Origin of the sequence: Micromonospora inaquosa (assembly GCF_003857055.1) — a bacterium.
Classification (GTDB): domain Bacteria; phylum Actinomycetota; class Actinomycetes; order Mycobacteriales; family Micromonosporaceae; genus Micromonospora; species Micromonospora inaquosa.
Genome location: NZ_QGSZ01000147.1, coordinates 1 through 23,706, shown reverse-complemented (window position 1 = coordinate 23,706; position 23,706 = coordinate 1). Strand labels below are relative to the sequence as shown.

The 23,706-nt window shown below is 68.6% G+C and carries 21 protein-coding genes; 9 read left to right on the top strand and 12 right to left on the bottom strand.

Features of this window, described 5'->3' with window-relative positions; translation table 11 throughout:
• Window positions 1-75: 75 nt before the first annotated feature.
• The 7 genes from DLJ59_RS37230 to DLJ59_RS06210 all read left to right on the top strand — a co-directional run bounded on the left by DLJ59_RS37230 (window position 76) and on the right by DLJ59_RS06210 (window position 8,634).
• Window positions 76-3,183, top strand: a complete 3,108-nt coding sequence (locus DLJ59_RS37230; RefSeq protein ID WP_244235852.1) for a BTAD domain-containing putative transcriptional regulator — start codon at window positions 76-78, stop codon at window positions 3,181-3,183.
• Window positions 3,184-3,398: 215 nt separating this feature from the next.
• Window positions 3,399-4,697, top strand: coding sequence for a hypothetical protein (locus DLJ59_RS06235; protein WP_244235851.1), 1,299 nt, complete (start codon window positions 3,399-3,401; stop codon window positions 4,695-4,697).
• Window positions 4,698-5,219: 522 nt separating this feature from the next.
• Window positions 5,220-5,540, top strand: a complete 321-nt coding sequence (locus DLJ59_RS06230; protein ID WP_124771548.1) for a hypothetical protein — start codon at window positions 5,220-5,222, stop codon at window positions 5,538-5,540.
• Window positions 5,541-5,665: 125 nt separating this feature from the next.
• Window positions 5,666-6,508 carry an IS5 family transposase gene (locus DLJ59_RS06225; RefSeq protein ID WP_124771563.1) on the top strand — a complete coding sequence of 281 codons (843 nt, stop codon included), beginning with the start codon at window positions 5,666-5,668 and terminating at the stop codon, window positions 6,506-6,508.
• Window positions 6,505-6,924, top strand: a complete 420-nt coding sequence (locus tag DLJ59_RS06220; protein ID WP_124771547.1) for a hypothetical protein — start codon at window positions 6,505-6,507, stop codon at window positions 6,922-6,924. Before DLJ59_RS06225 ends, DLJ59_RS06220 begins: the two co-directional genes overlap by 4 nt.
• A gap of 190 nt (window positions 6,925-7,114) precedes the next feature.
• On the top strand, window positions 7,115-7,483 hold the full coding sequence (locus DLJ59_RS06215; protein WP_124771546.1) for a hypothetical protein: 369 nt from the start codon (window positions 7,115-7,117) through the stop codon (window positions 7,481-7,483).
• Window positions 7,484-8,082: 599 nt separating this feature from the next.
• Window positions 8,083-8,634, top strand: coding sequence for a hypothetical protein (locus tag DLJ59_RS06210; RefSeq protein WP_124771545.1), 552 nt, complete (start codon window positions 8,083-8,085; stop codon window positions 8,632-8,634).
• Here DLJ59_RS06210 and DLJ59_RS06205 read toward each other — a convergent pair.
• From DLJ59_RS06205 to DLJ59_RS06150, 12 genes are all read right to left on the bottom strand, one after another.
• Window positions 8,629-9,030, bottom strand: a complete 402-nt coding sequence (locus tag DLJ59_RS06205; protein ID WP_124771544.1) for a hypothetical protein — start codon at window positions 9,028-9,030, stop codon at window positions 8,629-8,631. The genes DLJ59_RS06210 and DLJ59_RS06205 overlap by 6 nt on opposite strands.
• 3 nt (window positions 9,031-9,033) lie before the next feature.
• On the bottom strand, window positions 9,034-12,264 hold the full coding sequence (locus DLJ59_RS06200; protein WP_124771543.1) for a CHAT domain-containing protein: 3,231 nt from the start codon (window positions 12,262-12,264) through the stop codon (window positions 9,034-9,036).
• Between the two features lie 461 nt (window positions 12,265-12,725).
• Window positions 12,726-13,022 carry a hypothetical protein gene (locus tag DLJ59_RS06195; RefSeq protein WP_124771542.1) on the bottom strand — a complete coding sequence of 99 codons (297 nt, stop codon included), beginning with the start codon at window positions 13,020-13,022 and terminating at the stop codon, window positions 12,726-12,728.
• A gap of 251 nt (window positions 13,023-13,273) precedes the next feature.
• Window positions 13,274-13,732, bottom strand: a complete 459-nt coding sequence (locus DLJ59_RS06190) for a DUF4262 domain-containing protein (RefSeq protein WP_124771541.1) — start codon at window positions 13,730-13,732, stop codon at window positions 13,274-13,276.
• Between the two features lie 16 nt (window positions 13,733-13,748).
• Window positions 13,749-14,117, bottom strand: coding sequence for a hypothetical protein (locus tag DLJ59_RS06185; protein ID WP_124771540.1), 369 nt, complete (start codon window positions 14,115-14,117; stop codon window positions 13,749-13,751).
• A 106-nt stretch (window positions 14,118-14,223) separates the two neighbouring features.
• Window positions 14,224-14,766, bottom strand: coding sequence for an HAD domain-containing protein (locus DLJ59_RS06180; protein ID WP_124771539.1), 543 nt, complete (start codon window positions 14,764-14,766; stop codon window positions 14,224-14,226).
• Window positions 14,763-15,374: a hypothetical protein gene (locus tag DLJ59_RS06175; protein ID WP_124771538.1), complete on the bottom strand. Its 612-nt coding sequence runs from the start codon at window positions 15,372-15,374 to the stop codon at window positions 14,763-14,765. The genes DLJ59_RS06180 and DLJ59_RS06175 overlap by 4 nt, the downstream gene beginning before the upstream one ends.
• 270 nt (window positions 15,375-15,644) lie before the next feature.
• Window positions 15,645-17,282 carry a VWA domain-containing protein gene (locus DLJ59_RS06170; RefSeq protein ID WP_124771537.1) on the bottom strand — a complete coding sequence of 546 codons (1,638 nt, stop codon included), beginning with the start codon at window positions 17,280-17,282 and terminating at the stop codon, window positions 15,645-15,647.
• 36 nt (window positions 17,283-17,318) lie between these two features.
• Window positions 17,319-18,494 (bottom strand): AAA family ATPase, encoded by a 1,176-nt coding sequence (locus DLJ59_RS06165; protein ID WP_124771536.1) that lies wholly within the window; start codon window positions 18,492-18,494, stop codon window positions 17,319-17,321.
• Between the two features lie 350 nt (window positions 18,495-18,844).
• On the bottom strand, window positions 18,845-19,327 hold the full coding sequence (locus tag DLJ59_RS36835) for a hypothetical protein (protein ID WP_124771535.1): 483 nt from the start codon (window positions 19,325-19,327) through the stop codon (window positions 18,845-18,847).
• Between the two features lie 106 nt (window positions 19,328-19,433).
• On the bottom strand, window positions 19,434-20,528 hold the full coding sequence (locus tag DLJ59_RS06155) for a DUF4314 domain-containing protein (protein WP_124771534.1): 1,095 nt from the start codon (window positions 20,526-20,528) through the stop codon (window positions 19,434-19,436).
• Between the two features lie 71 nt (window positions 20,529-20,599).
• Complete coding sequence (locus DLJ59_RS06150; protein ID WP_425271393.1) at window positions 20,600-21,277, bottom strand: hypothetical protein; 678 nt, start codon at window positions 21,275-21,277, stop codon at window positions 20,600-20,602.
• A gap of 207 nt (window positions 21,278-21,484) precedes the next feature.
• Here DLJ59_RS06150 and DLJ59_RS06145 point away from each other — a divergent pair, with 207 nt between their 5' ends.
• Both DLJ59_RS06145 and DLJ59_RS06140 read left to right on the top strand, forming a co-directional pair.
• A complete protein-coding gene (locus tag DLJ59_RS06145; RefSeq protein ID WP_158630789.1) occupies window positions 21,485-22,324 on the top strand; it encodes a DUF4253 domain-containing protein in 840 nt (279 codons plus the stop codon).
• Window positions 22,325-22,791: 467 nt separating this feature from the next.
• Window positions 22,792-23,409 (top strand): hypothetical protein, encoded by a 618-nt coding sequence (locus DLJ59_RS06140; protein WP_124771531.1) that lies wholly within the window; start codon window positions 22,792-22,794, stop codon window positions 23,407-23,409.
• Window positions 23,410-23,706 lie beyond the last annotated feature (297 nt).

Genomic DNA, 23,706 nt, shown 5'->3' with positions numbered 1-23,706 from the left:
CGTTTCACGGCGCCGCCAAGCCAGCTCGGTGCCGGTCGGCGTCCGGGGCCCGCACACCGCAGCAAGGGAGGGGCGATGACGTCCAGGGTCGCTTCGGCCGCTCACACGTCGGCGGCCACGCTGCTGGTCGTCGCTGTCCCGGTCACACTCGTCCGCGTCGGCAGGTGGCCACGCCCGCAGGGTTCGTGGACGCCCCTGCTCCGCGGCTGGGTCGAGGAGCCCCTCAGCGGCGGCTTCCTCGCCGGCATCGCCTACCTCGCGGCGTGGCTGCTGTGGGGACTGCTGGCCGCCGCCATCACGACCCGCCTGTACGCCCAGGCCGCCCGGATGTCACGGCGACTGCCACGGCTGCACATGCCCGGGCCGCTGCAGGGCATCACGGCGGCTGTCCTGGGAGCGACCGCCGTCAGCACGGCGGCCACCGCGACACCCGCCCACGCCAGCGCGACCACCACCACCGCCGCCGCGGAGACGACCCATGCACCGCAGGGCCCAGCAGCCACCGCGCGTGCCCAAGCCGACGACCAGACCACCTCACCAGCCAACGGCAGGGACCAGGCCAAGCACACCTACACGGTGCGGCGCGGCGACACGCTGTCCCGCATCGCCCAGGACCGTCTCGGCGACGCGGATCGCTGGCCCGAAATCTTCATCGCCAACCGTGGCACTCGCTTCCCCCACACCGGTGGGACACTTCGCGACCCTGACCTCATCTACCCGGGCTGGACACTGCGACTACCTCCCACGGTCGAAGCACCACGCCCCTCGCCCCAACCGGCGCCTGCCCCAACGCCGACGACATCAGCTCCCTCAGGATCGTCCAGCAGCCCGACCGGAACGGGCACCGACGACGGCGTCGTGGAGTCCGCGCCAGCGCCCACATCTGCGCCAACCGACCATGCTTCGGCGTCGGGACCGGCTGCCACGCCCACCACTCGCACCGCCGACGACCGAACCGCCCCAACGCCGCGACCTCAGCCCGGTGTGTCGCTCGGCACGGGTAGCTGGCTCGACATGGGACTCGCCACCGCAGTCCTCGCCGTGGTCGCCCTCGTTTGGGCACACCGCCGCCGCCGCTACACCCCCCGACAACCCACCGCGCGCCCACACCTCGACGACCCGAGCGTCGAACCGATGCCGGCGGTGGTCACCCGGATCCGTCGCGGCCTACGGGCCCTGACACCGAGCACGAAGACGATTCCTGACCCTCGCCCCGACCTCGACCCTCCGCTCGACGAACCCGTCGTGGACACTGACTCGGGCCCGGCAGACGCGGCCGACGACGACACCTCCAAGCTCACGGCGCACGAGTCGCAGCCGCCTATACCCGCGCCGACCCGCCCGCTGATCGAGGTGTGTCCGTCTGCGGGACTCGGTCTGATCGGGCCCGGAGCCGAGGCAGCGGCCCGAGGCGTGCTGGTGTCCGCCCTCGCCGCCGGCGGACCAGATGACCCCGATAGCCGCCACCACGTTGTCATCGCCTCCGACACCCTCGCCACGCTGTTAGACACCACCACAACCACACTGGCGGACACCCCGCGGATGACCATCACCAGCGGACTCAGCGACGCCCTGACGCTGATCGAGGAGCAGACGCTGCACCGCGCACGCATGTGCCGCGACTACGAGGTCGACACGATCGCCGACCTGCGGGACCGAGACCCGATCGCCGAGCCCGTACCGCCGACCGTGCTGATCGCCGCCCCCACCGCTGCTCATGAGCGCACCCGCATCGCCGCACTGCTCACGCAAGGACACCGACTCGACATCCACGGCGTCCTGCTCGGCGCCTGGCCCGATGGCGACACCATCCTCGTCGCCGAAGACGGCTCCACCAGCATCATTAAGCACGACGCGAAACAGCACAGCTGTCCTTCCGCCGTCGGCCGCCTGAGCGTCATCAACCGCAGCGAGACCACCGAACTGCTACGGCTCCTCGCCGAGTCCCATACCGGCGAGCCTCAACCGCCGGCATCCGCGCAGCGCATACCACTACCCGCAATCGGCAGGCACCTCGACGAAAACAGCAGTTCGACACCCCCGAGCGACAACGAGGCTGCCCCGCAGCCCGACCCGCGCCCCGCCAACGCCGGTCGCCTCAACGTCCTTACCCCGTCCCAGAGAGCCGACCTTCTCGCCGAAGTGCAGCGCAGCGAGCCGTGCGCACCGGCATCGACCTCACCGCCGCGCCCTGTCATAGGTCAGGGACCACGGCCGGCCGCAGCCAGCGCGGTCATCACCGACTTGCCCAAACACACTGACATGGGCGGCCCCGACAGGCTGGTCGGCGCCGCGCCTGAGCCGAACCCCACACCGGAGCATTCCGCCGCTGCACACCTGCACGAGCGCCGCGATCCCGCCGGAGATGAACTGCATCCGGCGGGCGACGACCGGCCTTGCACCACCGGCGGACGCGTCGACGTTCGAGTGCTCGGCGGGGCCCGCATCGTGGACATGGACACGACCACGCCGCTGCGCGCGAAAGCCCTCGAACTGCTGGTCTACCTCATCGTTCAAGACGGCGAGGCAGCACAGGACAACATCCTCGACGACCTGCTGCCCGACGCCCCCGCCTCGAAGGCACCACACCGCCTGCACACCTACGTATCCGCACTACGCAAAACCCTCCTCCTCACCGGAGGACCCGCCACCTACCTCACTCACCCGTCCCGCCGCTACGCCCTCAACCGCGACGCCCTCGACACCGACCTGTGGCGCATGCGCACCGCACTGCGCGACGCCGCCCTCGCCACCACCGACACCGACCGCACCGCCGCACTCCAGCGCGCCGTCAACGCCTACGACGGCACACTCGCCGACGGCTTCGACTACGAATGGATCGAGGCATACCGCGAGGGCATCCGCCGCCAAGCCCTCGACGCCCACCTCGCCCTCGCCGCCGCTACCCCCGACCCGACACAAGCCCTAGCCCTCCTCGAAGCCGCCATGCGCCACGACCCGTACGCCGAAGCCACCTACCAGCAAGCGATGCGCGCCCACGCCGCACTCGGACACCTCGAGCAGATCCGCTCCCTACGCCGAGCCCTCACCCTGCGCCTCGACGAGATCGACGCCGAACCCAGCGAGGACACCCTCAGACTCGCCGACCAACTCATCGACGACCTGCGCCGGCAGAAGCCCACCGGGAAGACCGACTCTCACTACAACGGACTTCACCCATGACGCCGGACCCTTCGACGGCACCCGACACACGTCGTAGCAGCCTCCACGATCAGCCCAACAGCGGCGGCGACGGCCCGCAGGCGACAGGCTGGGACCGCAACGGCACCGATCGGCCCCTGCGAGCAGCCGTACTCATCGGCCACCCTGAGCCCGCCAGCAGCCCTCAAGGCGGGTCGACGCACCGGCAAACTTCGTCCCCGACGACCCTCGACGCGGTGGACGCCGACCTGGCCACAGCAGTCCGGCAGGCCGCCTGGATACGCCAGGTGTTCTACGTCCTGGTGCTGCTGGTCGCCCTCGTTGGACAAGTCACCGGCGCCGTCCAAACACTCGGCGTCCCGGTGGCCGTCGCGGTCCCGGCCGTCGCGGCGCTCGAACTGGGCGGCGTGGTCGTGATGACCAACGCCGACGTACGACGCCGGCTCGGTGAGCGGGCGATCGGATCACGCCTGCTGTCCGCAGCGATCGCCGCCGGAGCCGTCACCTTCAACTGGGCCGCTCACCCCGACCACCTAGCTGGCGGCTTCTACGCGGGCATGTCGGCCCTCGGATACCTCGTCTGGCTGATGCACGCCGGCAACCAGCGCCGCGACCGACTACGCGTCACCGGGGGCCTGCCACCCACACCCCCCGCCTACGAGGCGTTCGGGCACTGGATCTGCCACCCCATCGTCACCTCCCGGGCGCGGTCCATCGCCAAAGCCGACGGCCTCGACCTGTACGAGTCCCTCGCCGTGGCCCGCACCGCGATCGCCCGCCGACGCCGCGACACCGCGATCGCCAAGGTCCTCCATCGCAAGATCAGAACCGCCGTAGACCCCACCACCGCCGACATCGCCGTGCACGTGTACGACCTGGACGAGATCGCCGCACGCCTCGCGGCCACCGCCGACTACAACGGGCTGACTACGCTCCTGGCCGCTGACCTCGCGCCGGAGCGGATCATGACGGCTCATAGATTCCGTCACCGCCGTCACTGGTTCAGGCGAGAGCGCCTCGCCGACGCACCACCGGCACCTGAGCCCGCCCCCTCCCCGCCGCGAGCGACCAACGCGTCGGTGGCGGACACGCCTCGCGATAACCGGCAGGAGCCGAAACCAGAGCCAGCGGAGAACCTTGCGCCGGCGCCGAGGAGCCACCAGCAGATCGCCGAGAGCCGCGATGCTGGCCCGCTTGAAGCTCTATCCCAGGACGATCCGGGCGTCGCGGGCCCGGCAGACAGGACCATGGACGACAAGGACGTCCTCGGAGCGAACGCCGACGAGGAGGCGGACCGCGGCGATCAGGGTGCTGCCGTCGACGACGCCAGCGACGACGAAGAGTCGGAAGTGCCCCGGGGAACCGCGCAGGCAGTGGCCTACTGGCTGCACAAGGAGCCAAACCTGGACCCTGAACTGCTCGCCGAGAGGATCGGCAAGTCACTGCGATCGGTCTACCGATACCTTCCGCCGGACTACCCTCGCCGACCGGGGATCGCCAGGCGACGGACCCGCCGCCAGCCCGGCCCCGCCTAACGGGCGAGCCACAGCGAGTGATGTCAACAGGCGCCACGCCCGCGCGACAAACGACGAAAGAGTCGCACTTGCTACTCGAGAGCCCGCAGGTGGGCTAACACTGCGGAAGTGAGACCAGTGCAGGTTGTGGCCCTCTGCGAGGGATGGTCGAAACGAGGTAAGCGAACAGGCGACGGATTTCGTTGCTGCTCAGCGGTATCAGGCTGCTGTCGGCGTACCGGATCCCGTGCAGAGACAGGTACGGCTTGACGTGCAAGGCTGCACCGGGGCAGGCGACTCTTGATGGTCGGATGCCTTAACGGTTGTGCGACTGACCGGGATGCCCGGTCGATGACGTTGCGTGACGGGCGTTCAGTGGACAACTCCACGCGGCATCCGTTTACGACCGATGAGCGCGCGTTGAAAAATTGTTGTTTGCACTGATGCGGAGCCGGCAACCAACTGGCCCGTCGAGGACTGATGAGCAGTTGGCGGTCCGCAGCTAAGCTTTCCTCGTTTACCGGCATCTGGGAGGGGACTGGCATGGGTAATGCGGCGTGGGGCGCCGGGCACCACACGGGGGTGGGAGAGGGCCTAGCCCTCGGCGAAGACATCGGCCGAGCCATCGGTGAGAAGATCGGCCTGCACAAGGGCCTGGCGATCGGCTTCGCGATCGGCGTTGCCGTAAGCAGCGCAGCTGCCATGGCGGCTGGCGTCGATCTCAAGAAGCTCGACCCGCGGAGGCTTGTTTCGCAGCGCCACTCAGGCCGTGAGCAGGATCCCTCCGCCATGGACTCGGACCCGATCGCCGAGAAAGGCGTCTACGACAAGCAGGAAGCTGCCCACGGCCACGTAGGCGAGTAGGTTGGTCGGCGTCACTGTTGCTTCAGAGGGTGGTTCGGTAGCCTCTGTCCTTTGTGGGCTTGGCTCGGTATGTGAATGTGAGCGGTGGTCGTAACCGGTGAGGCTTGGGCCGCGTTGGGCTGATCATGGGTGAGCGTGCGGCGTATCCGAGTGACTTGACCGATGAGCAGTGGGCGGTGGTCGGACCGTTCCTGCAGGCGTGGAAAGACCGGCACCCGTCGGTCTCCGGGCATCAGGGTCGCTACGAGTTGCGGGAGATCGTGAATTCGATCTTCTATCAGAACCGGACCGGTTGCCAGTGGGCGTACCTACCGCACGATCTGCCGCCGAAGTCCGCGACGTACTACTACTTCGCCCTGTGGCGTGATGACGGCACCGACCAGGTGATTCATGATCTGCTGCGCTGTCAGGCGCGGGAGAAGGCCGGCCGCCGAGAGGATCCGACGGCGGTGGTGTTGGACACCCAGTCGATCCGGGCGGCCAACCACGTGCCGGCCGCGACGACCGGCAAGGACGCCGCGAAGAAGGTGCCGGGGCGTAAGCGGGGCCTGGCCGTGGATGCCCTGGGATTGATCATCGCGGTGGTGGTCACCGCGGCGTCGGTCACCGACAACGCAATCGGCGTGCGACTGCTGGACAACGTCGTGGCGCACACCCCGACGGTGACCAAGGCGTGGGTCGACGCCGGGTTCAAAGACGACGTGCAGATCCACGGCGCGGTAAACGGTATCGACGTCGAGCAAGTCAAACGGTCCGACACCACGGCCGGGTTCGTGCCGATCGCACGCCGGTGGGTGGTGGAGCAGACCAACGGCACGTTGATGCTGCACCGTCGTCTGGTCCGCGAGTACGAGAGCCGACCCGCCTCGGCGGTGTCACGGACCTGGTGGGCCTCGACGGCGAACCTGGTCCGCCGGCTGACCGGCACCAGCACCGCGTCCTGGCGCGACCCGGGCCACCAACGGTGACCCGGCTGCCGGTCCTGGACCTGCTCACTGAACGCGAAACCGCCGCCGGCGTCACCGTCGAACGGCTTCGCGAGCAGATCGGCATCCTCACCGACCAGCTCACCACGGCCGAGACCGAACTGGCTGAACTCGCCATCACCCGCAAGACGCTGCTCAATCTGACCGGCCACGCCGACCCGGCGGCACCCGCTGACGCGACCGTCGCCAGCCCCGCCTACCAGCAGATCCTTGCTGTGTTCCACACCGCCGCTGGACCGATGCGCGCCAAGGACATCTGCCGTGCCCTCGACACCGGCGTCACCGCCAAGGACACCGAAGGGCTCCGAGCCAAGCTCAAGCGCCTCGTCGCCCGCCAGATCCTGACCGAACCCGAGGCCGGCCTATTCACTCTCGCCTCGCCGACGCCATCCACGTAGCCCGCGAACAGCACGTCTTACCTACACCAAACCCACATCGGACATGAACTACCGAACCACCCTCTCAGGTCTCGGGCTGCCCTCGCCGGCAGCCGACGAGAGTGCACTCTTCCCTAACCGGAGCATTGGCCCACTGGCTAGCGGTAATTCGTTGGATCCGCACAGACATCGGCTCCCCTAAGGTGCGCCTATGGCTCGCGACTACACCTCCGACGGCGCCTACTGGACCGTCGGCAAGGTCGGCAACGTCTACTGGGTCGTTCGCATCGACAACAACAAAGGCGACTACCGCAGGGCCGAGATCTGGGGCCGCTACTACCGCAGAAGTGCGGCTGGGGGCGCTGCAGCCGAGCTTGCTTACAACCAGGGCAAGCGGGCTGTGGCGCCAGCAGCTGGGGGAAAGCCTGCACGGCGCGCTCGACTCGGTCGGCCTGGAAGCGCTGCCGAAACCGGCGCCGGTACAGCCGGATGCAGCAAAAATTGTGCCCCGGTGACGATGAGGACTCGGACGATGAGTAGGAAGATCGCGCCTCGTCCCGAGCTCTGGATTCTCGCCTGATAGCGCCCAGGTCCGCGCGCGACAGCGCTGGCTCCCGACGGCCGGCTCAACTATCGGCTGCCCGGCTTGCTTTGAAACCAGAGGATCACGGTCGCGGCGAAGAGCAGCAGCACAAAGAACGCGCACGGGCACAGCAGGAGCTACGCCATTCCTTCCATGGCGCGTAGTCTAGGCTTGCCGTATACCGAACTCGGCCACGGCAATCTGCACGTGGTCGCGGTAATCGATCGACTGCATCCGATGACCATCGCGATCCCGGACGCACGCAAATGCCGCCGACCAGGCGTGACGTTGCGTCACGAGCCGTCTGGGCACCGAACACCCAATTCTGCCGAATTGCGTGCGTCCGACCTTCCCGAAAAGCGTACTGCTCACGTTTGAAGGCTGTGACGTTGCTGCGGCCGTTGGAGAGCAGCAGCCGCCCCGTCGGTTGCGGTTGGGTGCCAGCCTGATCCTTCAACACCCGTGAGGCGTTCCGGGTGCCAAGAGGCTGATGCATGTGCGCAGCCACGGCCACCAACGCGCACCGTCGGTAGGCGTCTGGCACGAGGCTAGCCTCTGTGGGTGCGCATCTGAACTGAACCAGCCAGAATGGATACATGTCCCCAGTGCTTGTCGATGACGCGAACTCGCAGCCGCCGTTCAGCATCCTCGCCTTGCACCTGCTGCTGGCATCTGCTGGCATGTGGATGGACGACCTGCGACGGTACCGGGCTGCCGAGGTGGCCTATGGCGCGAGTGCGCACCTTGCCGCAGAGCACGGCGGTGCGGCGGGCGAGTGGGAGCTGTCCTTCAGCGAGCACCAGATCAGATTCCACGCCGCGCGGTCAGCAATGTTGGACAGCCGGCCAGACAAGGCCCAACAGCATTGCCAGGAAGCTGTGCGTACAGCACTGATCCACGGCGTGCCATTCGCTACGGTGGCGTACCTGACAATTGCCTGGGTTGAGTTGGTCGGCGAGGCGGAGCCCAACCCATTTTGCCGTTGGCTGGTCGGCGAGCTCCATGCCGTCGCCACCCGCACCGAGCGGGTCGTACCAGAGTTGCAGCGGTGCTTCGACAGCGTGAATGAACGCACAGGGATGAGCGCGAACAACGTCGTCCCGCCGAGCGACGCGGCCGAGTGGCGCGCGCTCATCGACGGCCTATAGCCGTTTGGCCTGCGCGATGTCATGCAACGCCTTCGCGACCTGCTCCTCCCGGATCTCCATCTTTCCGTCCGGGCCGAGCACAATTACCTGGCCCAATGGAAGCGCGCGCGAAGGCGAGATCCGCACTTGGCGGCCACGGGCGTCGACGATCACGCCGCGGCGGAATCGGTTGATGATCCAGGCAACGGAAGCACCCACCGTGCTCAGTGTGCCGGCCCACGCCAGAACGATGCCGGCCGCGATCAGGGCTTCGGTTGGGGCAACCGTACGTTCTACGGGCAGGCGCGCGAGTTCGATGCCGCGAGAGCGGAAGTCGGCGAAAGTCCCTGTCAACTCCTCTGAGGTTGCGTCTTCCAAGACCAGCCACGCCTCGACGCCGCCATCTTCGCCGTCCACGTTCTACTCCTCGCCGAGCGCCGTGACGGCCGAGCCGTACCAGCCATGAGACGCCCAGTAGTAGGGATGTTTCGCACCACCGCACGTGATCCAAGCGGCTTCCCAGTCATCGAGGTGCTGCAGCCATTCTGGACGAACGGTCCCGTGACGTACAGCCTCCTGAGCGCGGCGTAGTGCGTCATGATGGCCAACCCCGGCCCTCAACTGTCGATACATCTCCAGCATCACCAACAGAGTGGTGGTGTCATCGACTGCCCACGAGCTGGCCAGGACGCGCCGCACGCCGCCTGACAACATCGCGCCGGTCATACCCCAGAACTCACTCGGCGCCCAGTCAGTTGACACGCCCGTCTCACATCCAGAAAGCACCACCACGTGCGTGTTCTCGAACGTCGATAGCCCCAGCTGCCGCAGTGGCAGAGCGTCGTCTTCGCCCAGCACGAGATAGCTGCGCTCGACGTACGACGGATCGCTGTGCGCGTGACAGGCCAGGTGCGCCCAGGTATGGCGCCGGAGCTCGGTGACGAGTGCGTCCCGCTGCCCCGGATGCAACACCAGCCGTCGACTGCCAGTGAACGTCGAGCTCAGTAGACGGCCCTCGGTTTCGAACTGCTCCAGCCTGCCGCCGACGGGGCGGCTGCGGGCGGACACGACGAGCACCTCGTGCGCGGGCGGGATGTCGACACAGGTCCGCGTGGCAATCTCGAGGTTCGGTGCGATCGTCAGGTCGTACAGCTCGCACAAATAGCCCGCGCCGACTGTTGCCGCTGCGATGGGCAGCGCCCCGATCCCGCCCAACGGCACTAGCGCGACCGCAGAACCGGCCGGTACCTCGCGCAGGAGCGGTTCGAACACCGTCCGACCGAGCCACACCGAAATTTCATCGAGCGTCCGAAGCCACTGCGAAAACAGCGTGCGGCGCTCGGCGTTCGCTCGGCGATAGACGGCGAGCGCATGTTCGACCGCGGTCCGGTTGAGGTCGGGGAGGTCAACGTAGGCAGGTTTATTGCGACCGTCGCCGAGCAGCACGGCTCCTGAGCCGTGCCGTCCGCAGGACAAGACTACCCCGGTGACACTGCCCAGGCGTTGGCTCAACTCGGCGACCGACGTCCTAGCCCGCGGTAGGTACAACTCACGGCCCGGACCAATTTCCGCGACGAACTCGTCGAACTGGGCCAAGTCCTGTTGGCGGTCGCCCGTGCCGGAGGTGAGGGTGCGGAAGCGAAGACCGAATGCACGCGTGAGCTCATCGTCGGAAGCTTCGTTGCCGATTAGCCTCAGCCGCTCCCTGATCACCGAGCCAGCCGCCGACTCGAGTAGGCCAGCTGCCGGCGTGACCTCTCCGTGCTGGGATAGGACCAAGGCGACGTCGATAGCGATCTCAGCGCCGGTCTGTGACGCTATCAGTCCGTCGTTGACGTTGAGCTGCGTGAAGAACAACGAGCGAACGAGGTGGGGCAGGAAAACCGTGACGAGTTGGGCCTCCGCAAGGCTAAATCGGCCGTCTGCCCATGCGGTTAGCATCGAGATGGCTTCGAGGGGTCGATAGGCGCACTGCGTTAACGCGGCCTGCAGGGCGCTGTGCGTCACGCCCTCGGGGCCATCCATCGCCCTTGCGAGCCGGGACAACTGGACCAGGAGCGACGGAAGCTCTGGTGCGCTGTGGCCCAAGCCGACGGCGGCGAGGACAAGGGCCTCGGCGATGTCAACGTGCAGCCGGGCGAGGGACGCTGCCTTCTCATCATCCCTCGCGCTGTCGACCGCGCCGAGGGCAATCTGAGCGGCGGCCATCACGCGGCGCGCAGCCTCGGCTCGCGAGCCGGCCTTCTCGGCCTGCTGTAGCAGCTCACGGATCGACGTCTCCGGGTCAGAGTCGGCCTTCAAGTGCATGCGGAGGGCGTCTAAGTTGAACTGAGCCGACCGGTGCGCCTGCGGCGACGCTTCCGCAATGCCTAGTACGGCCTCGGCACACGCGGTGCCGCGCTCCAGCGCCTCGCGACTCTCGGTGATCAAATAGCGCTGCCGATACGCAGCGACGAGGTTTACGAGTGCGTCAACGTAGCAATCGTCGTCGGGCCCCTTCGCGCGGACGATCTCGCCGCACCAGATGGCGTCGTTGAGATCCTGCAGATATCCCAGCGCGCGGTACCGAAAGAAGTGAAGGATGGCGAGCCGCCGAAGGATTAGCGAGTTCTCATAGCGCACACGCTTTCCGTCGGCAGCCTCCCGCACGAAGGTAATCGTCCGGTGCAGCTCGGACATGTCGCTGTTGAGCTGGTACTTGACCGTGCGAGCACGCGCAATAGTGTCGATGTAAATCGGGATGAGGCTGTCATCGAGTGGTTGATCGTCGGCGGGCAGTAGGGCGAGGGCATGTTCACACAACGCCGGGTCGTGCTGCGCGGTCGCGAGATCAGTCAGGAGCTCAGCGACTATCAGCCGACCCGCGAGGCCAACGTCGGTCATGGGGCCGAAGCGCTCCTGCACAGTGCCGGCGAACGACAGCAGGTCGACGCTTGCGTGGCTTCGGCGCGGTAGGGCGTCGAGTATCTCCAGACTGAGATGCAATAGGTGCTGAGCGTCCTCGACTGAGGCGGCGGCGCCGAGCGCAATCGCTAGCAGGCGCGCCGACGACGAGACATGATTCGGATGAGTTCCCCCCAGCACTCGGTCGACTGCGCCGTATCTGGCGATGCACGACCGCACAGTTGCTAGCGGGAGAGTGTGCTTCAACAACGCTTCCGCGATCTGCGTCGCCGAGGCGAACGCCTCCGCGTCAGTTTCTTTTTGAGCATGGAAGAGTGCGACCGACAACGCCACCATAGCGTCTTTCGGATCAAAAGGCGTTGCGCCAGCCGTCTCCGCTGCGACGGCGCACAGCTCCTGCCGCGTGTCTGAGCTGAGTGAGGCCCCCAATGTCGTTGAGGCGGCCAGGATGCGCAAGCGTAGAGCGGATGCTTGAGGGTGGTCAGGCTGTCGGCGTAGGGCGAGACGCAGCACCTCCGAGATTCGGGGCAGCAATTCGGGCCCTGCGTGGGACCGGGCGATGTCGATCAGTGCCAGCTCTGTCTCACGGCTCGGCGCCGCGTCCAGCTCAACTACCGAGAGTGCCAAGTCGGTGAGCCGTTCTCGGACCGCCGGAGTTCGTTCGCCAGCATTCCACAGGTCGACCGCGACGAGATACCGTTCGTAAACCCGATGCCATGCGTCGCCGCCATCAGACACTGAATGCACGCCCTGCCCTCCTTACCGTCCGCTCAGCGCACCGGAAGAGCCGGTTGCGCAGGTTCGCGCAGCAACTCGGTCATCGGACCTAGGTCGTTGCTCAAGTCGCACGAGACGAGCTTCAGCGGCCACGCCGCTGAGAAGTCTGGCCGGTCTTGCGGCCGGTGAGATGTCGACTCATGGTCGGCGTGGTCTTCGTCCTCGCACGCCATGTCGACGACGTTGCCCGGTGGGTCGGTTGACGTCGGGGAGACCAGGATGACGCTAGGGGTGGCACTTGTGGAGCGTTGGACGCCACGGTTGGGGTCTGCGGCGCGGCCGCCGGCGTCACGGCAGGATTCCGGTCGCTGCACCCAGGGCCAGGGCCAGGCCGGCGGCCAGGACAACAGAAAGAGCACGAATCTCCACTAAGTAGTCCTCTCGCACCATGTATTCTGATCTTGCCTGAACTGCTCTTCTCTGTCGTGCCATCAAGTAACCATTTCTGAACAGCCGGTCATCCGAGCAGGTGCACCGATCAGGTCTTCTGCTCGGATGTTCGGCCTACCGTTCGGGCTGGATCCAACCAGCGCTGAGGGCCGGTTCAACGCGAAAGCCAACGCGCTGTCACGAACCACATTGCCCGTGATGTTGCAGATGTCGGCGTTCCAGCGGTCGTCACCGGACTGCCGCCATCGTGCAGCGGTGGCGAGGAACTGTCCCCCTTCGTCGCCGAACGCTGGTTCCTCGATCTGCGGACGGAACGCCGCCGGGATGCCGTCGAACACTCCGGCCACAGTTCCCGGTTCGGATTGCGGTAGGGCGTTATCGCCGACTCCCGATCGGATACACGGATGATCGCGCCCTCGGCGGTGAACACGCTCCCCCACTCGTCGCCGCTGCCGTTGTTCATCAGCGTTGCCTCGTCGTCACCTTAGGTGCGGGTGTAGGCGTAGTGGGGCTCACCACGGTCGAGGATGCATTCCAGCACGGCGATTGTCTGGGGGCGTACGGATCCCCGGGCGGCGCCGGGTGGTCGCTACATCTGGGCGATCAGTGGCTGTGCCTGCGGCTCGAGGCTGTACCCGCTGTCCCAGGGGAACCGGCCCTGTTGGTCGGGCCAGACGAGCTGCTGGAGGCGGATCTGGTGACGGCCGTAGCGGGCGATCGCCATCCCGGGCAGCAGGTCATGGGTGGGTGGGCCGTCGATGATGATCGCGTCGTAGCCGGCGATGAGGTCGCTGATGCGCTGGTCGTGGGTGAACCGTTCGGCGGTGTCGTAGACCCGGCGGGCAAGGTCGTTGAGAAGGCTGTGGGCGACTTCTGGGGGTAGCCCGGCGGTGATTAGCTCGGGGTGGTGGGCGGTGAGTCCGACGGTGTAGGCGAACGGGGTGGTGGTGTCGGGGTCGTCGTTGGTGGGCAGGACGTGCGTGACGGCCCAGCCGATGGTGTCGATGATGTGTTCTTGGCGTCGGAGAACGTCGTCGACGTTCGGCATGGTGGGTGTCTCCTGGTCACTCGGGCGTACGGATGGGGTCAGGGTCGGGTGGTTCGACGTCGACGAAGCCCCAGAGTCGTTCCATGACCTGGAGCTGCCAGGTCCGGTAGCGGTCGGCGAATCCACGGCAGACCGCGGGCGGGACCGCACTCCCGGCGTACGGCAGGGTCGAGTGGCAGATGATGTAGCCGGCGTCGCCGCGCGCCGCGGTCACCATCTGCTTGAGCCGGCCGGGCTCGAGGTTCATCGGGTTGCCGGGCTTGAAGATGCAGGTGGCGCACTCGCGGGCGAGCAGGCGGGTTTTGCGCAGGTCCGGGTCGCCGACGTTGAGCCGCCCTGGACGACCGGTGGCCGGTTCGTCAGCGGGCTGGGACGTGCTGTCCATCGTCAACTCCTTGTCATCACGGGGCGGGGCCCGCATCCATGGATGCGGGCCCCGCGAGTCCGGGTGAACGGGATGGCCCGGCGCCGGGCGGGCGCCGGTGCGGTTGTCAGAGCTGCCTCAGCCAGGTCAGCACCGCGTCGATGTCGGCGCGGCGTAGCCCGTGATACGGGTTGACCGGGCGGAGCAGGGTGGGCGTCCCGCCGGCGGTGCGCTGGTCGGCGGTGAAGGCGTCCTTGCCGCCGAACTCGTCGTCGAGGACGGCGAGTGGCCGCCGCGCGGCCCAGGCGTAGAGGGGGCCGAGTTTGCTCTGGTGGCCGAAGCGGACACCGCCGGTGTGGACGGGGACGTGCTGCCAGGTGGCCGGTAGGCCCAGCCGAGGCGCGATCCATTCGGCGGCGAGGTGGTTCCAGCTGGTGCACCACACCAGCTGGGCATGGTTGGCCAGTTCCCGCAGCCACGGCCCGTGGTCGGGGTGGAGCCAGACGGTGTCGGTGACGTGCCGGCCGTCGGGGCCGGGCCCGTCGTAGCGGTGCGGCTGGTAGCCCAGCGCCGTGGCGTGGGTGGGGTCGTCGGGGTTGAGCACGCCGTCGACGTCGACGGCCACGATCGGTGCGAGCGCGGGGCGGGCCAGCGGTGGGGTGCTGGTCACGGCCGGGCCTCCTGGATGCTGACCGGGTGCAGGGGCACGATGAGCCGGTCGGCGGTGCGGCCGGGTCCGTCGTCGGGTTGCCAGGTGTCGGCGGCGGCGTGGGTGGGGAACGGGCCGACGGCGGCGAGCCGGCCACCGGTGCGGTCGAGCAGCACGAGGACGGCGGTGCGAGCGTCGTCGAGTGCGGGCCGTAGGGCCGCGGCGAGGTCGGTGGGCAGGTCGACCCAGCAGGTGGCGGGCAGGGCCGTGGCGGCGGGGTCGTGCAGCGGCGTGGGCCGGGTCGCGGCGAGGGCGGTGCTGTCGAGCGCGAGCGTCGCCGCGTGGGAGTCGGCCGCGGCGGGGCCGCCGGTGGGGCCGTGCGCGGCGAGGTCGCCGCCGGTGTGGACGGCGAGCAGTGTGTACGGGTCGCGGATCTCGAGTGAGTCGAGGATCGCGAGGGTGATCGTGTCTCCGGTGTGCAGGTCGGCCAGGGTGAGCATGATCGGCCGGCCGTCCGGGTCCCGGTTCCAGGTGATGACGTCGAAGTGTTCGCTGGCGACGTCGCCGAGGCGTCGCCAGGCACGGTTGTCGGTGTCGAAGGGGTATTCGCTGTCGGTGCCGTAGCGCATGGGCTGAACTCCTTGTGATGGGCATCGTCGTATCGCGTCCGCGCCCGGTCGGGTCAGGGCCAGTCGGGGACGCGACGCATCCACGCTTCGATGAGGCGGGATGGTCAAGTCGCGGACCGGCGGCGGGAAGCCGGCGGCGGCCCGCGCGATCCCATGGCTGGGTACTTCGTGAGACGCCGTGCGCGGCGCTGCCCGGCCGCAGCTCGTTGCAGCGCCGCACGCGGGGGTGGGACTGGTTTGCCGCCCTGCCGGGTCGGGTCTGGCCGGGGTTTAGGCCTGGGCGAGCGCCGTGACGGTGGCGTCGGCGATCGCGGTGATGGCTTCGACCGGGTCGGTGACGGTCAGGGTGGTGGTGTGCGTGAAGGTGTTTCCCCAGATCTGGTCCGGGTCGGTTGGCTCGCCCGCGGTGGGCGGGTCGGCGGGGTGTAGCCACAGCACGGCGCAGCCGGCGCGGTGCAGGGTGGTGACGAGTTGTTGGCCGGCGGGGATGTCGTCGAGGTAGCCGTCGGAGACGACGGCGAGCATCCGTAGGGTGCGGCCGTGGCGCAGGTCGAGGAGGTGGTCGGCGACCTTGACCGCTTCGGGGAAGGTGGCGGTGGCGAAGTCGGTGCGCATGTGCAGCACCTGCTTCGGGTAGGTGCGTGGGGGTACCAGGACGGTGGTGCGGTCGCCGAAACCGATGGTGGTGGTCGTCGCGTCGGCGCGGCGGGCGGCGTGGGCGAAGATCCACGCCGCGGAGGACATCGCCTCGGTGTAGCGGTCCATCGAGCCGGACAGGTCGACCAGGATCGCCAGGTGCAGACGGGGTTTCTCGGGCGGTAGGTGGGCGCGTTGCTGCCACGGGGCGGCCGTTGGCAGTTGCCCGGCTGCGGTTTGCGCGTCGGCGGTGATGGCGTGTCGGGTGCGCAGCCGGCCGGGTGGAATCGGGGAGGGCCGCCGGCCGGGTTGGGGGTGGCTGGTGCGGGCCTGCCGCAGCCGGTTGGCGAGGTCGCGGGCCGCGCGGTGTTCCTGCTCGGTCGGGTCCCGGCGGTCCCACTCCGAGGGTGGGCTGTGGCGACGGGACAGCATTGATGCGGCGTGCTCGGCCGGGGTGACACCAGCGGCGACGGCGAGGTAGTCGACGAGGGCCGCGGCGAGGCGGCCGGGGAACAGGCCGGCGTCCGGTACGGGGGTGTCGTACTGCTGGTCGGGGTCGATGCCGAGGACCTGACACCAGCGGCGGGCCAGGCAGATCATGGTGTCGGCGTCTGTGTCGTCGCAGATCTGGGCCTCGCGCCAGATGTCACGCAATTGGCGCAGGCGTTTGCGTCCGAGGACGCCGGTGACGGCGGCGCGGACGGGGCGGACGTCCTTGCTGGTGACGATGCGGGCGTCGACGCGGGCCAGCAGCAGGGCGGCGAGTTGTCCGGCGTGCCATGGGTCGTCGACGGCTGCGTCGTCGGGGTCGAGGAGGGTTTTCACGACGTGGCGCAGCCATCGGCGGTCGCCCCGGCGGCGGGTGCGTTGGCGTCCTTCGGCCCGGGATTCCTCGAGCATCTTGGCGACGTCGGCGAGGATCGGCGGGGTGCCGGGCGGGGTGGTCCAGTGGCTGTGCGCGGCGTGCGCGGCGCCGTGCACGAGCAGCCCGTAGCCGGTGGGCACGAGGCGCTTGTGGCGGGCCTTGGCCGGGTCGGTGATGTCGGGGCGCTCGGCGATGTAGGTGGCATCGACCTCGATCCGGCGGAGGTCGGGGTAGAAGCATTCGGGTGCGTCGCCGGCGGCGCCGGGGGCGACGAGGACGGTGAGGTCGGTACGGCCGGTCAGCAGCGGGACGTGTTTGGTCCACGCCGTGGACCAGGCATGCCAGTCGCTGGCGCCGGCCGGCGTCCGCGGTGCGCCCTGCTGTAGGTGGGTTCTGGGGTGTGACACGGATTGGCTCCTTCCAGGAATCTGAGGTAAAGGGGGTCAGCGCTTGCCGAGGGCGAGCGCGGTGATGGGTGCGCCGGTGTGTCGGGACAGGGCGGCGGTGACGTCGTCGCGGGCGTCCTCGGGGGCGATGCCGGCCAGGTTGGCCAGGGCGGCGGTCATGCCCAGGTGGTCGCGGACTGTGACGAAGCCGAGCAGTTCGCGCAGCTGCGGCGCCCAGACGGTCTTGCCGGCGGCGAGGTCGGCGTTGAGGTCGATCGCCGCGGCCACGACCTGCTTGGGGACGCCGAGTTGGCGGGCGAGGTCCCAGTCGGTGGTGACGTGCAGGTGGACGGTGAACCGGGAGGCCAGGGCCTCGGTGAGCACCGCGCCGTGCACGCCCGGGTTGTGGCCGGCGACGATGTAGAACCCGTCGACGGCTTGCACGGTCTCGTTGCCGTTGGCGGGGATGGTGATGACACCGCGGCCGTCCATGGCCGGGTACAGCACGGCCAGGACGCGGGGCGGGATGAGGGTGGCGTCGTCGACCAGCAGCACCCGCCCGTTACGCATGGCGGTGACAAGGGGCCCGTGGACGAATTCGTAGCCGCCGCCGGGGATCGGGTTGTACGAGCCGAGGAAGTCGTCGACGACGGTGTCGCCGGTGCCGGCGACGGTCAGCAGGTCGGGGAACGCGGCCTCGACCATGGCGGTCTTACCGGTGCCCGGGGGCCCGTACAGCAGCACCGGTACTTGCTGGGCGCGTAGCCGTCGCAGTTCCTCGACGTCCCAGCCCTTGCCGAGCCGCCGCGGGTGGTACAGCGTCCCGTTCGGGCGCGGTACCGGCGCGGGCCGGGACTGCCGGCCACCACCAGCACTGCCGCCGGAGCGGGTGCGGGGTGCGGCGGGTGGCAGGGTGCCGGCGGCGTCGATGCCGGGCTGGGTGATCTGGAAGCGGTGGTGCGGGTCGCGGTGGTGGGTGGCGTGCCCGGCGGCGGCCATCTTCTTCAAGGCCTCGAACACCGCCCCGGACGACGGTGCGCCGATCGCCCGGGTGATCTCCCCGACCTTGAGGATGGCGTCGGGATGGTCGGCCAGGTGCAGGGCCACCTTGCGGTAGAGGTAGCCGGACCGGCCGGAGGCGGCTTCGATGGCGGGCGCCTCGTCGGTGCCGGCTGGGGCCAGGTCGTTCTGCGGCGGACCGGCCGGCGAGGACGGCGTATGTGGTGTGGTCATGGGGTTGCCTCGATTCCAAGGGTCGTGCCCGCGCACCCGTCTCCGGGTGCGCGGGCGGTGGGTACCGCACAGCGGAGACGGGTGGGGCCAACCCCTGCCGGCCCGCATCGGGCTGTGCAGGTGGGCGACCACACCCCGGTAGTGCTGAAGGGTCACGGCGACGCGTCAGGGTCGCCGCTGGTGCATGCTGGTCGGTGTCGACGTCGCACGGGCGGTGTCCGCGCCGACGATGCAACGCCCCACAGCCCAGTCGATCAAGTCGAATGGATGGGCGGGTGCGGATGGCGGGGGCGCCCGCTGACCGTGGGCGCACGTGAGAGTCGAGACCGATGCCGGTGGCCCGGTCGTCCTCAGTCGGCGCAGCCCCGTTCGCAGCCCGGCGGGTCGCACTGCTGTCCGTCAGCCATCCGGGCCAGGGACAGCCTGCCGTCGCCGTCGAGGTCGTCGAGGAACGGCCAGCCGAACCCGTCGGCAAACGCCTTGACCTTGGGCGCCCCGTACATCGGGTAGTCGGCGTGATCCATCGCCGCCACGATGTCGTCGCGGCCGAGGAGCCAGGCGAGTTCGCCGAGCTTGTCCACCGACCGGCTCGCCGAGTTGCCCCGGTGGTCGATGATCTTCCCGATGGCGAATCGAAGGTAGTCCCGGGCGTAGCTCTCGTGGTCGGCCCGCTGGTTCCACTCGGCCGAGTGTCGAGGGGCGATGACTTGGTGGGCATGGTCGAGGTCGAGTGCCTCCACGAGCACCTCCTCCCGGAAGCCGAAGGCGTCCCCGCTGTTGGCCCGGAGAGCCCAGATCCGGGTGACGATTTCCTCTTGGGTACGGATGGTCACTGGGTTCCTTCCTGTTGGTCTTACCTGTCGTGGGGTGTGTCGGATGCCGCCGCCGAATTCGGCTCAGCCTCGGCAGGCGCGGCGGGTTCTGCTCGGCTGTGCCGGCCTATGCCTGATCGGGGGCGGGCAGGTCGCCGACGATCCGGTCGCAGGCGTAGGGGTCGACGGGCTCCCAGCGCCAGTTGCGGCCCATCACCACGTACCGGCCGTCGCCGTCCGGGGTGATGCGTTCAATGGCGTCGGGGTCGTCGGACATGGCGCGTTGGTCGGCGATGATGACGTAGCCGTCGAAAGACAGGTTGGCCAGCGCTGCGTCGACCCGACGGTCCAGTTCGTCTGCCGGAACGCCGGTCTCCTGGAGGCTGTCGCGGTACTGGTCGCGGTGGCGTTGCTGGTCGGCGACGATCGCCTCGGCCACCTGGCGGGTGCAGGAGAACACCGCCCAGCCGTTCCAGTGCTCGATCAGGATGCCGACGAACCCCACCTCGATGCGGTCACTGCCGTCCAGGTCGGCGGCACGCGCCCAGTCGCCGGAGAACACGCCGACGTCGCCAACACGGACCCGGTCGGGGTGGAGGTGGGACACGTCGGTACCCGTGGGGCTGGCCGCTAGGTGACACAGGTCCGCGATCCGGGCGGTGGCGGCGATGTCGAAGGCGTCGCGGTAGACGCCCATCGCCTCGTCGCGCTGCTGGATGCGTAGCCCGAACCAGCCTGTGGAATCGCCGGCGGCGTTGGTGAACAGCTCCCACCCGGCGGTATCGACCGCCTCTCCGGCCAAGGTGAAGCGAGGCAGGGCGTCGAGGACGGCCGGATCGCCGTCCTCGATGCCGGCGAGGACCCGGCGCGCGGCCAGACGGGTGTCGCCGCTGGCGCGGGCGCCGATGGTGTCCTGGGCCCACCATTCGGCGGCGGTGTGGCCGGCCTCGGTGCCGGCGGCGCGCATCCGCCGCAGCGCGGTGGCCCATCCGGTGGCCTCGTCGACTGGCCCACCGGTGGGCGGCGGTGTGGTGGTGACCGGTTGGATGCGATCGCCGGCGTCGAGGCACATCGACAGGCTCGACCCGCTGTCCCAGGTGACCTCGACGATGTTCTGCTGCTGGTCGTGGCGGCGGACGGTGCCGGTGTCGCCGGGCCGCAACTGGGTGTACGGGTCGCTGGTGTGGACCAGGGCGACGCGCTGGCCGGGCTGGTAGGTCATGGTGCTCTCCGATCGGCGAGTGGATAGGCGGTCGCCGCCGGTGGACGGCGGCGGCGTCGGGTCGGGCGTGCTCATCGGGCGCCGCCTTCCCCGTCACCCGTGGTGGGGGCGTGCGGTGGCCAGGGCTTGCGGGTGAGGTGGGCGCCGAACATCGGGTCGGTGGTGACCGAGGAGCCGCAGCGGGTGCAGCTGGTGGCGGTGTCGTGGCCGTAGCCGGCCATGGACGGGACCTCGACGTGGTCGATCTCGTCGACCGCGCCACAGACGGTGCACACAGTCATCCCTGACCCACCCCCGGCGAGGGCGGGTGCGGTGACGAACAGGTCCTCGACCGGGTCGAGGTGGTGGACGCTGTGCCGCAGCCAGCGGCCGTGGACCGTCGCCTCGTACACCACCAGCAGCCGCTGGTCGGGGCGCAGCAGGTACATCCACTCGTCGAACCCGTAGAGGTCCTCCCGCAGCGACCCCTGCCGGATGGTGTCGTTCTCGGTCACGGTCGGGTAGCCGAGTCCCGCCACGGGTGGCTGTCGGTGCCATCGCCGAGGCCTGGGGTTGACGGCGAGGCTCCACCAGTTACGGGCCAGCAGCGCGGCGGCCATGGCGTCGGTGTCGCGGCCGAACGTGTCGGTCCAGATCCGGCGCAGCAGCGGCACCAGGACCTCCGGGTCCTCGCCGAGCTGAATGGACCGGGCGGTGTACCTGCCGCGTAACGCGGCGACACCGATCAGTGCGGGTGTGCTCACGTGCATCTCCTCCTCAAAGGACGTGGGGTTACGCGGTCGTCCCGGGTGGGACGACCGCCGAGCTTGGATGGCATGGACCCGCCGGGACTGCTCGCGGCCGTCGCGGGTGACCGCAGTACGCGAACCGCGCGGTGTTCCTCCCAGCGGCCACCTGCGGTGACAGAAGGCTGCGGCTCAGGCGGGCATGTCGGTGGAGGGAATTACCGTGCTCGTATGGCTGCACGGATGGACGACGCCGGCGACATCGCGGCTGCCCTGCGGGGGACTGCTCTTCAGGGCCACCCCGTGGGCGAAGGGCTCGGCCGCACCTTCCTGGTGGAGCAGGTCGATCCTGCTCGGCTACTCGATGCGTGGCAGGCTGCTCATGCGGCCATGCCGGCTACCGGTCGGTGGCCCGTCTTCACGTTGCCGGGCGACCTCGACCACGAACCGGATGCTGATGAGCTCGCCGACCTGGACCGGGTGGCTCGGACGCTGGATCCGTGGTCGGTGTATCAGCGATACGGCCGCGAGGACGCCCAGGACCACGGAGACGTGGAACGCTATGTTCGGGCGTTTCTGGGTGACGACATGGTCGCCTCCGCTCTCGAGCAGTTGGCCCTGCCCACCACCTCGACAGCTCTACAGCGGTGGACCTATGACACCCTCCTCGCCGATCCGGCGCTCGCCTCCCGATCCTTCAGCGGGTCCGAATACCTCGTCGGCACCGCCCGATGGCATACCTACCCGGACGTGCAGCTGGTGCTGCTGCCCACGACGTCGCAGTGGCTGGCCCCCGCCTGGGTGCCCTACTTCGGAGCCACCCGCGACAACGGCATTCCAGCGTTGGCAGCGGCCATGTGGCAGTGGGATCAGCGGTGGGGCACCGCCATCATCGCCGCCTGGGGAACCATGCTGCAGCTCACCGCGCAACGCCGGCCGCAGCCCGGCCCGCAGGCGTGGGAGCTCGCCGGGCAACTGATGGCCGTCGGGGGCAGCTTGCAATGCGAACAGTGGCAACTCGCGATCGCCCTTACCCGAGGCGACGCATGGTTCCTGCACGACCGCCCCTGATCGGTGCCCCATCACCGTCTGCCTGCTGGGAACCGGCGTTATTCCGGACGTGTGGTATGCCTGCGCGTCTTGGACCTTGGCGGTGCAAGGTGCCAGCCCGTGCAATCACAACGACCTGCTGGTAGGACTACGCGTCGTGGTAGCTGTCTTCAGCTTCACCTAGCCCGTGCGGTGGCGGCGCTGCCGGACTCGATGGTCGTGCACACAGCGACGACGTCGCCTGGCCGAAACTGATGGCCGACGGTGTCCGGGGTTGAGAAAGATCGCGATCCCGACGCCGGAGAGTAAGCGTCGGCCGACATTGTCGGGCAGCAGCAGCCGGTCTCACTGGACGGTCGGCCTCTGGTTCCTGCCGAGCTCTGGGCAAGCTACGCCCTTCATCGGCCAAAACGGGATAGTGCTCCAGGGCGATGCGGTCCAGCCAGCGCACGGCGGGGGGCCGAACTGCAAGTGCGTAGCCTCTGGCTATGAATCGACGGGGATGGTGCCTGGTCGTTATCGCCGCCGTTGTGCTGGCTCTGGTGTCGCTTGCCTCGAACGTGACGACTCTGAACCAGCTCGAAGGCAAGGCGGACACCTTGCTGGCTGGCCGGTTGACTCTGAGTCAGTTGGTCAACGCGGGGACGGTTTGGGCCGGGCTGGCAGTGCTGTCCGGGTGGCTCGTCCGCCGCCTCGCGCCGGCCGTTGCCGCTGGAGTCATCGCCTTGCTCACCGCTTCCGTCGTGCACTACAGCGTGGGGATAGCCTTCGGCATGTTCGATCTGAACGTCTGGGCGGCAAACTTGCACTGGCTTTTGGCGGCGATGGCCGTAGGAGGACCACTCGGCCTGGTGGGCGCGATCGCTCGCCGGTTGGATCCGTGGGGGGTTGCGGCCCGCCTTGTCGTTCCCGTCGGAGGCGTGCTCGAGCCGTTCGTTGTCGGCCGGTTCACCACCCCCGCGATCCTGCCTTGGCCGAACCGGGTGGCGGACATTGTCAGTGGATTGGCGCTGTTGACGGCCGGAGTGGTGGGCTGCTTTCGAGTCTTTGCCGCTGGCAGGCGGCGGCCAGCAATAAGTGAGCGGCGGGCTACTGCCGAACCCTGAGGCATCGTCCATGTGCACGGGACTCTTCCTGCGAAGCACGGGCGGGCCCAACAGCGCGGTCGCCGCAGACAGCCCCAGTAAGGTCATGCCGCGGACCGTCGCTTACGAGCCGACTCACCATTCGGGAGATGTCATGAAGCCCTGGCACGTCGCCGTCGTCGTAGTGATCCGGGTCTGCTGCACCGATAGGTGACAGTTTCAGTCACGCGGCCTGACTGGCCGATGGGGTCATGATGGTCTCGTACTCGATAGGGGTCAACCGGGACAGGGATCGTTGGCGTCGGCGGCGGTGGTAGG

Bases quoted from the DNA above. Each gene is read 5' to 3' on its own strand.
- DLJ59_RS06230 (WP_124771548.1), top strand. From the start codon at position 5,220: ATGGGTAATGCGGCGTGGGGCGCCGGGCACCACACGGGGGTGGGAGAG.
- DLJ59_RS06140 (WP_124771531.1), top strand. From the start codon at position 22,792: ATGAATCGACGGGGATGGTGCCTGGTCGTTATCGCCGCCGTTGTGCTG.
- DLJ59_RS06155 (WP_124771534.1), bottom strand. From the start codon at position 20,528: ATGACCTACCAGCCCGGCCAGCGCGTCGCCCTGGTCCACACCAGCGAC.
- DLJ59_RS06190 (WP_124771541.1), bottom strand. From the start codon at position 13,732: ATGCCGAACGTCGACGACGTTCTCCGACGCCAAGAACACATCATCGAC.
- DLJ59_RS37230 (WP_244235852.1), top strand. From the start codon at position 76: ATGACGTCCAGGGTCGCTTCGGCCGCTCACACGTCGGCGGCCACGCTG.
- DLJ59_RS06215 (WP_124771546.1), top strand. From the start codon at position 7,115: ATGGCTCGCGACTACACCTCCGACGGCGCCTACTGGACCGTCGGCAAG.
- DLJ59_RS06225 (WP_124771563.1), top strand. From the start codon at position 5,666: ATGGGTGAGCGTGCGGCGTATCCGAGTGACTTGACCGATGAGCAGTGG.
- DLJ59_RS06210 (WP_124771545.1), top strand. From the start codon at position 8,083: ATGTCCCCAGTGCTTGTCGATGACGCGAACTCGCAGCCGCCGTTCAGC.
- DLJ59_RS06165 (WP_124771536.1), bottom strand. From the start codon at position 18,494: ATGACCACACCACATACGCCGTCCTCGCCGGCCGGTCCGCCGCAGAAC.
- DLJ59_RS06175 (WP_124771538.1), bottom strand. From the start codon at position 15,374: ATGCGCTACGGCACCGACAGCGAATACCCCTTCGACACCGACAACCGT.
- DLJ59_RS06185 (WP_124771540.1), bottom strand. From the start codon at position 14,117: ATGGACAGCACGTCCCAGCCCGCTGACGAACCGGCCACCGGTCGTCCA.
- DLJ59_RS06150 (WP_425271393.1), bottom strand. From the start codon at position 21,277: ATGCACGTGAGCACACCCGCACTGATCGGTGTCGCCGCGTTACGCGGC.
- DLJ59_RS06145 (WP_158630789.1), top strand. From the start codon at position 21,485: ATGGCTGCACGGATGGACGACGCCGGCGACATCGCGGCTGCCCTGCGG.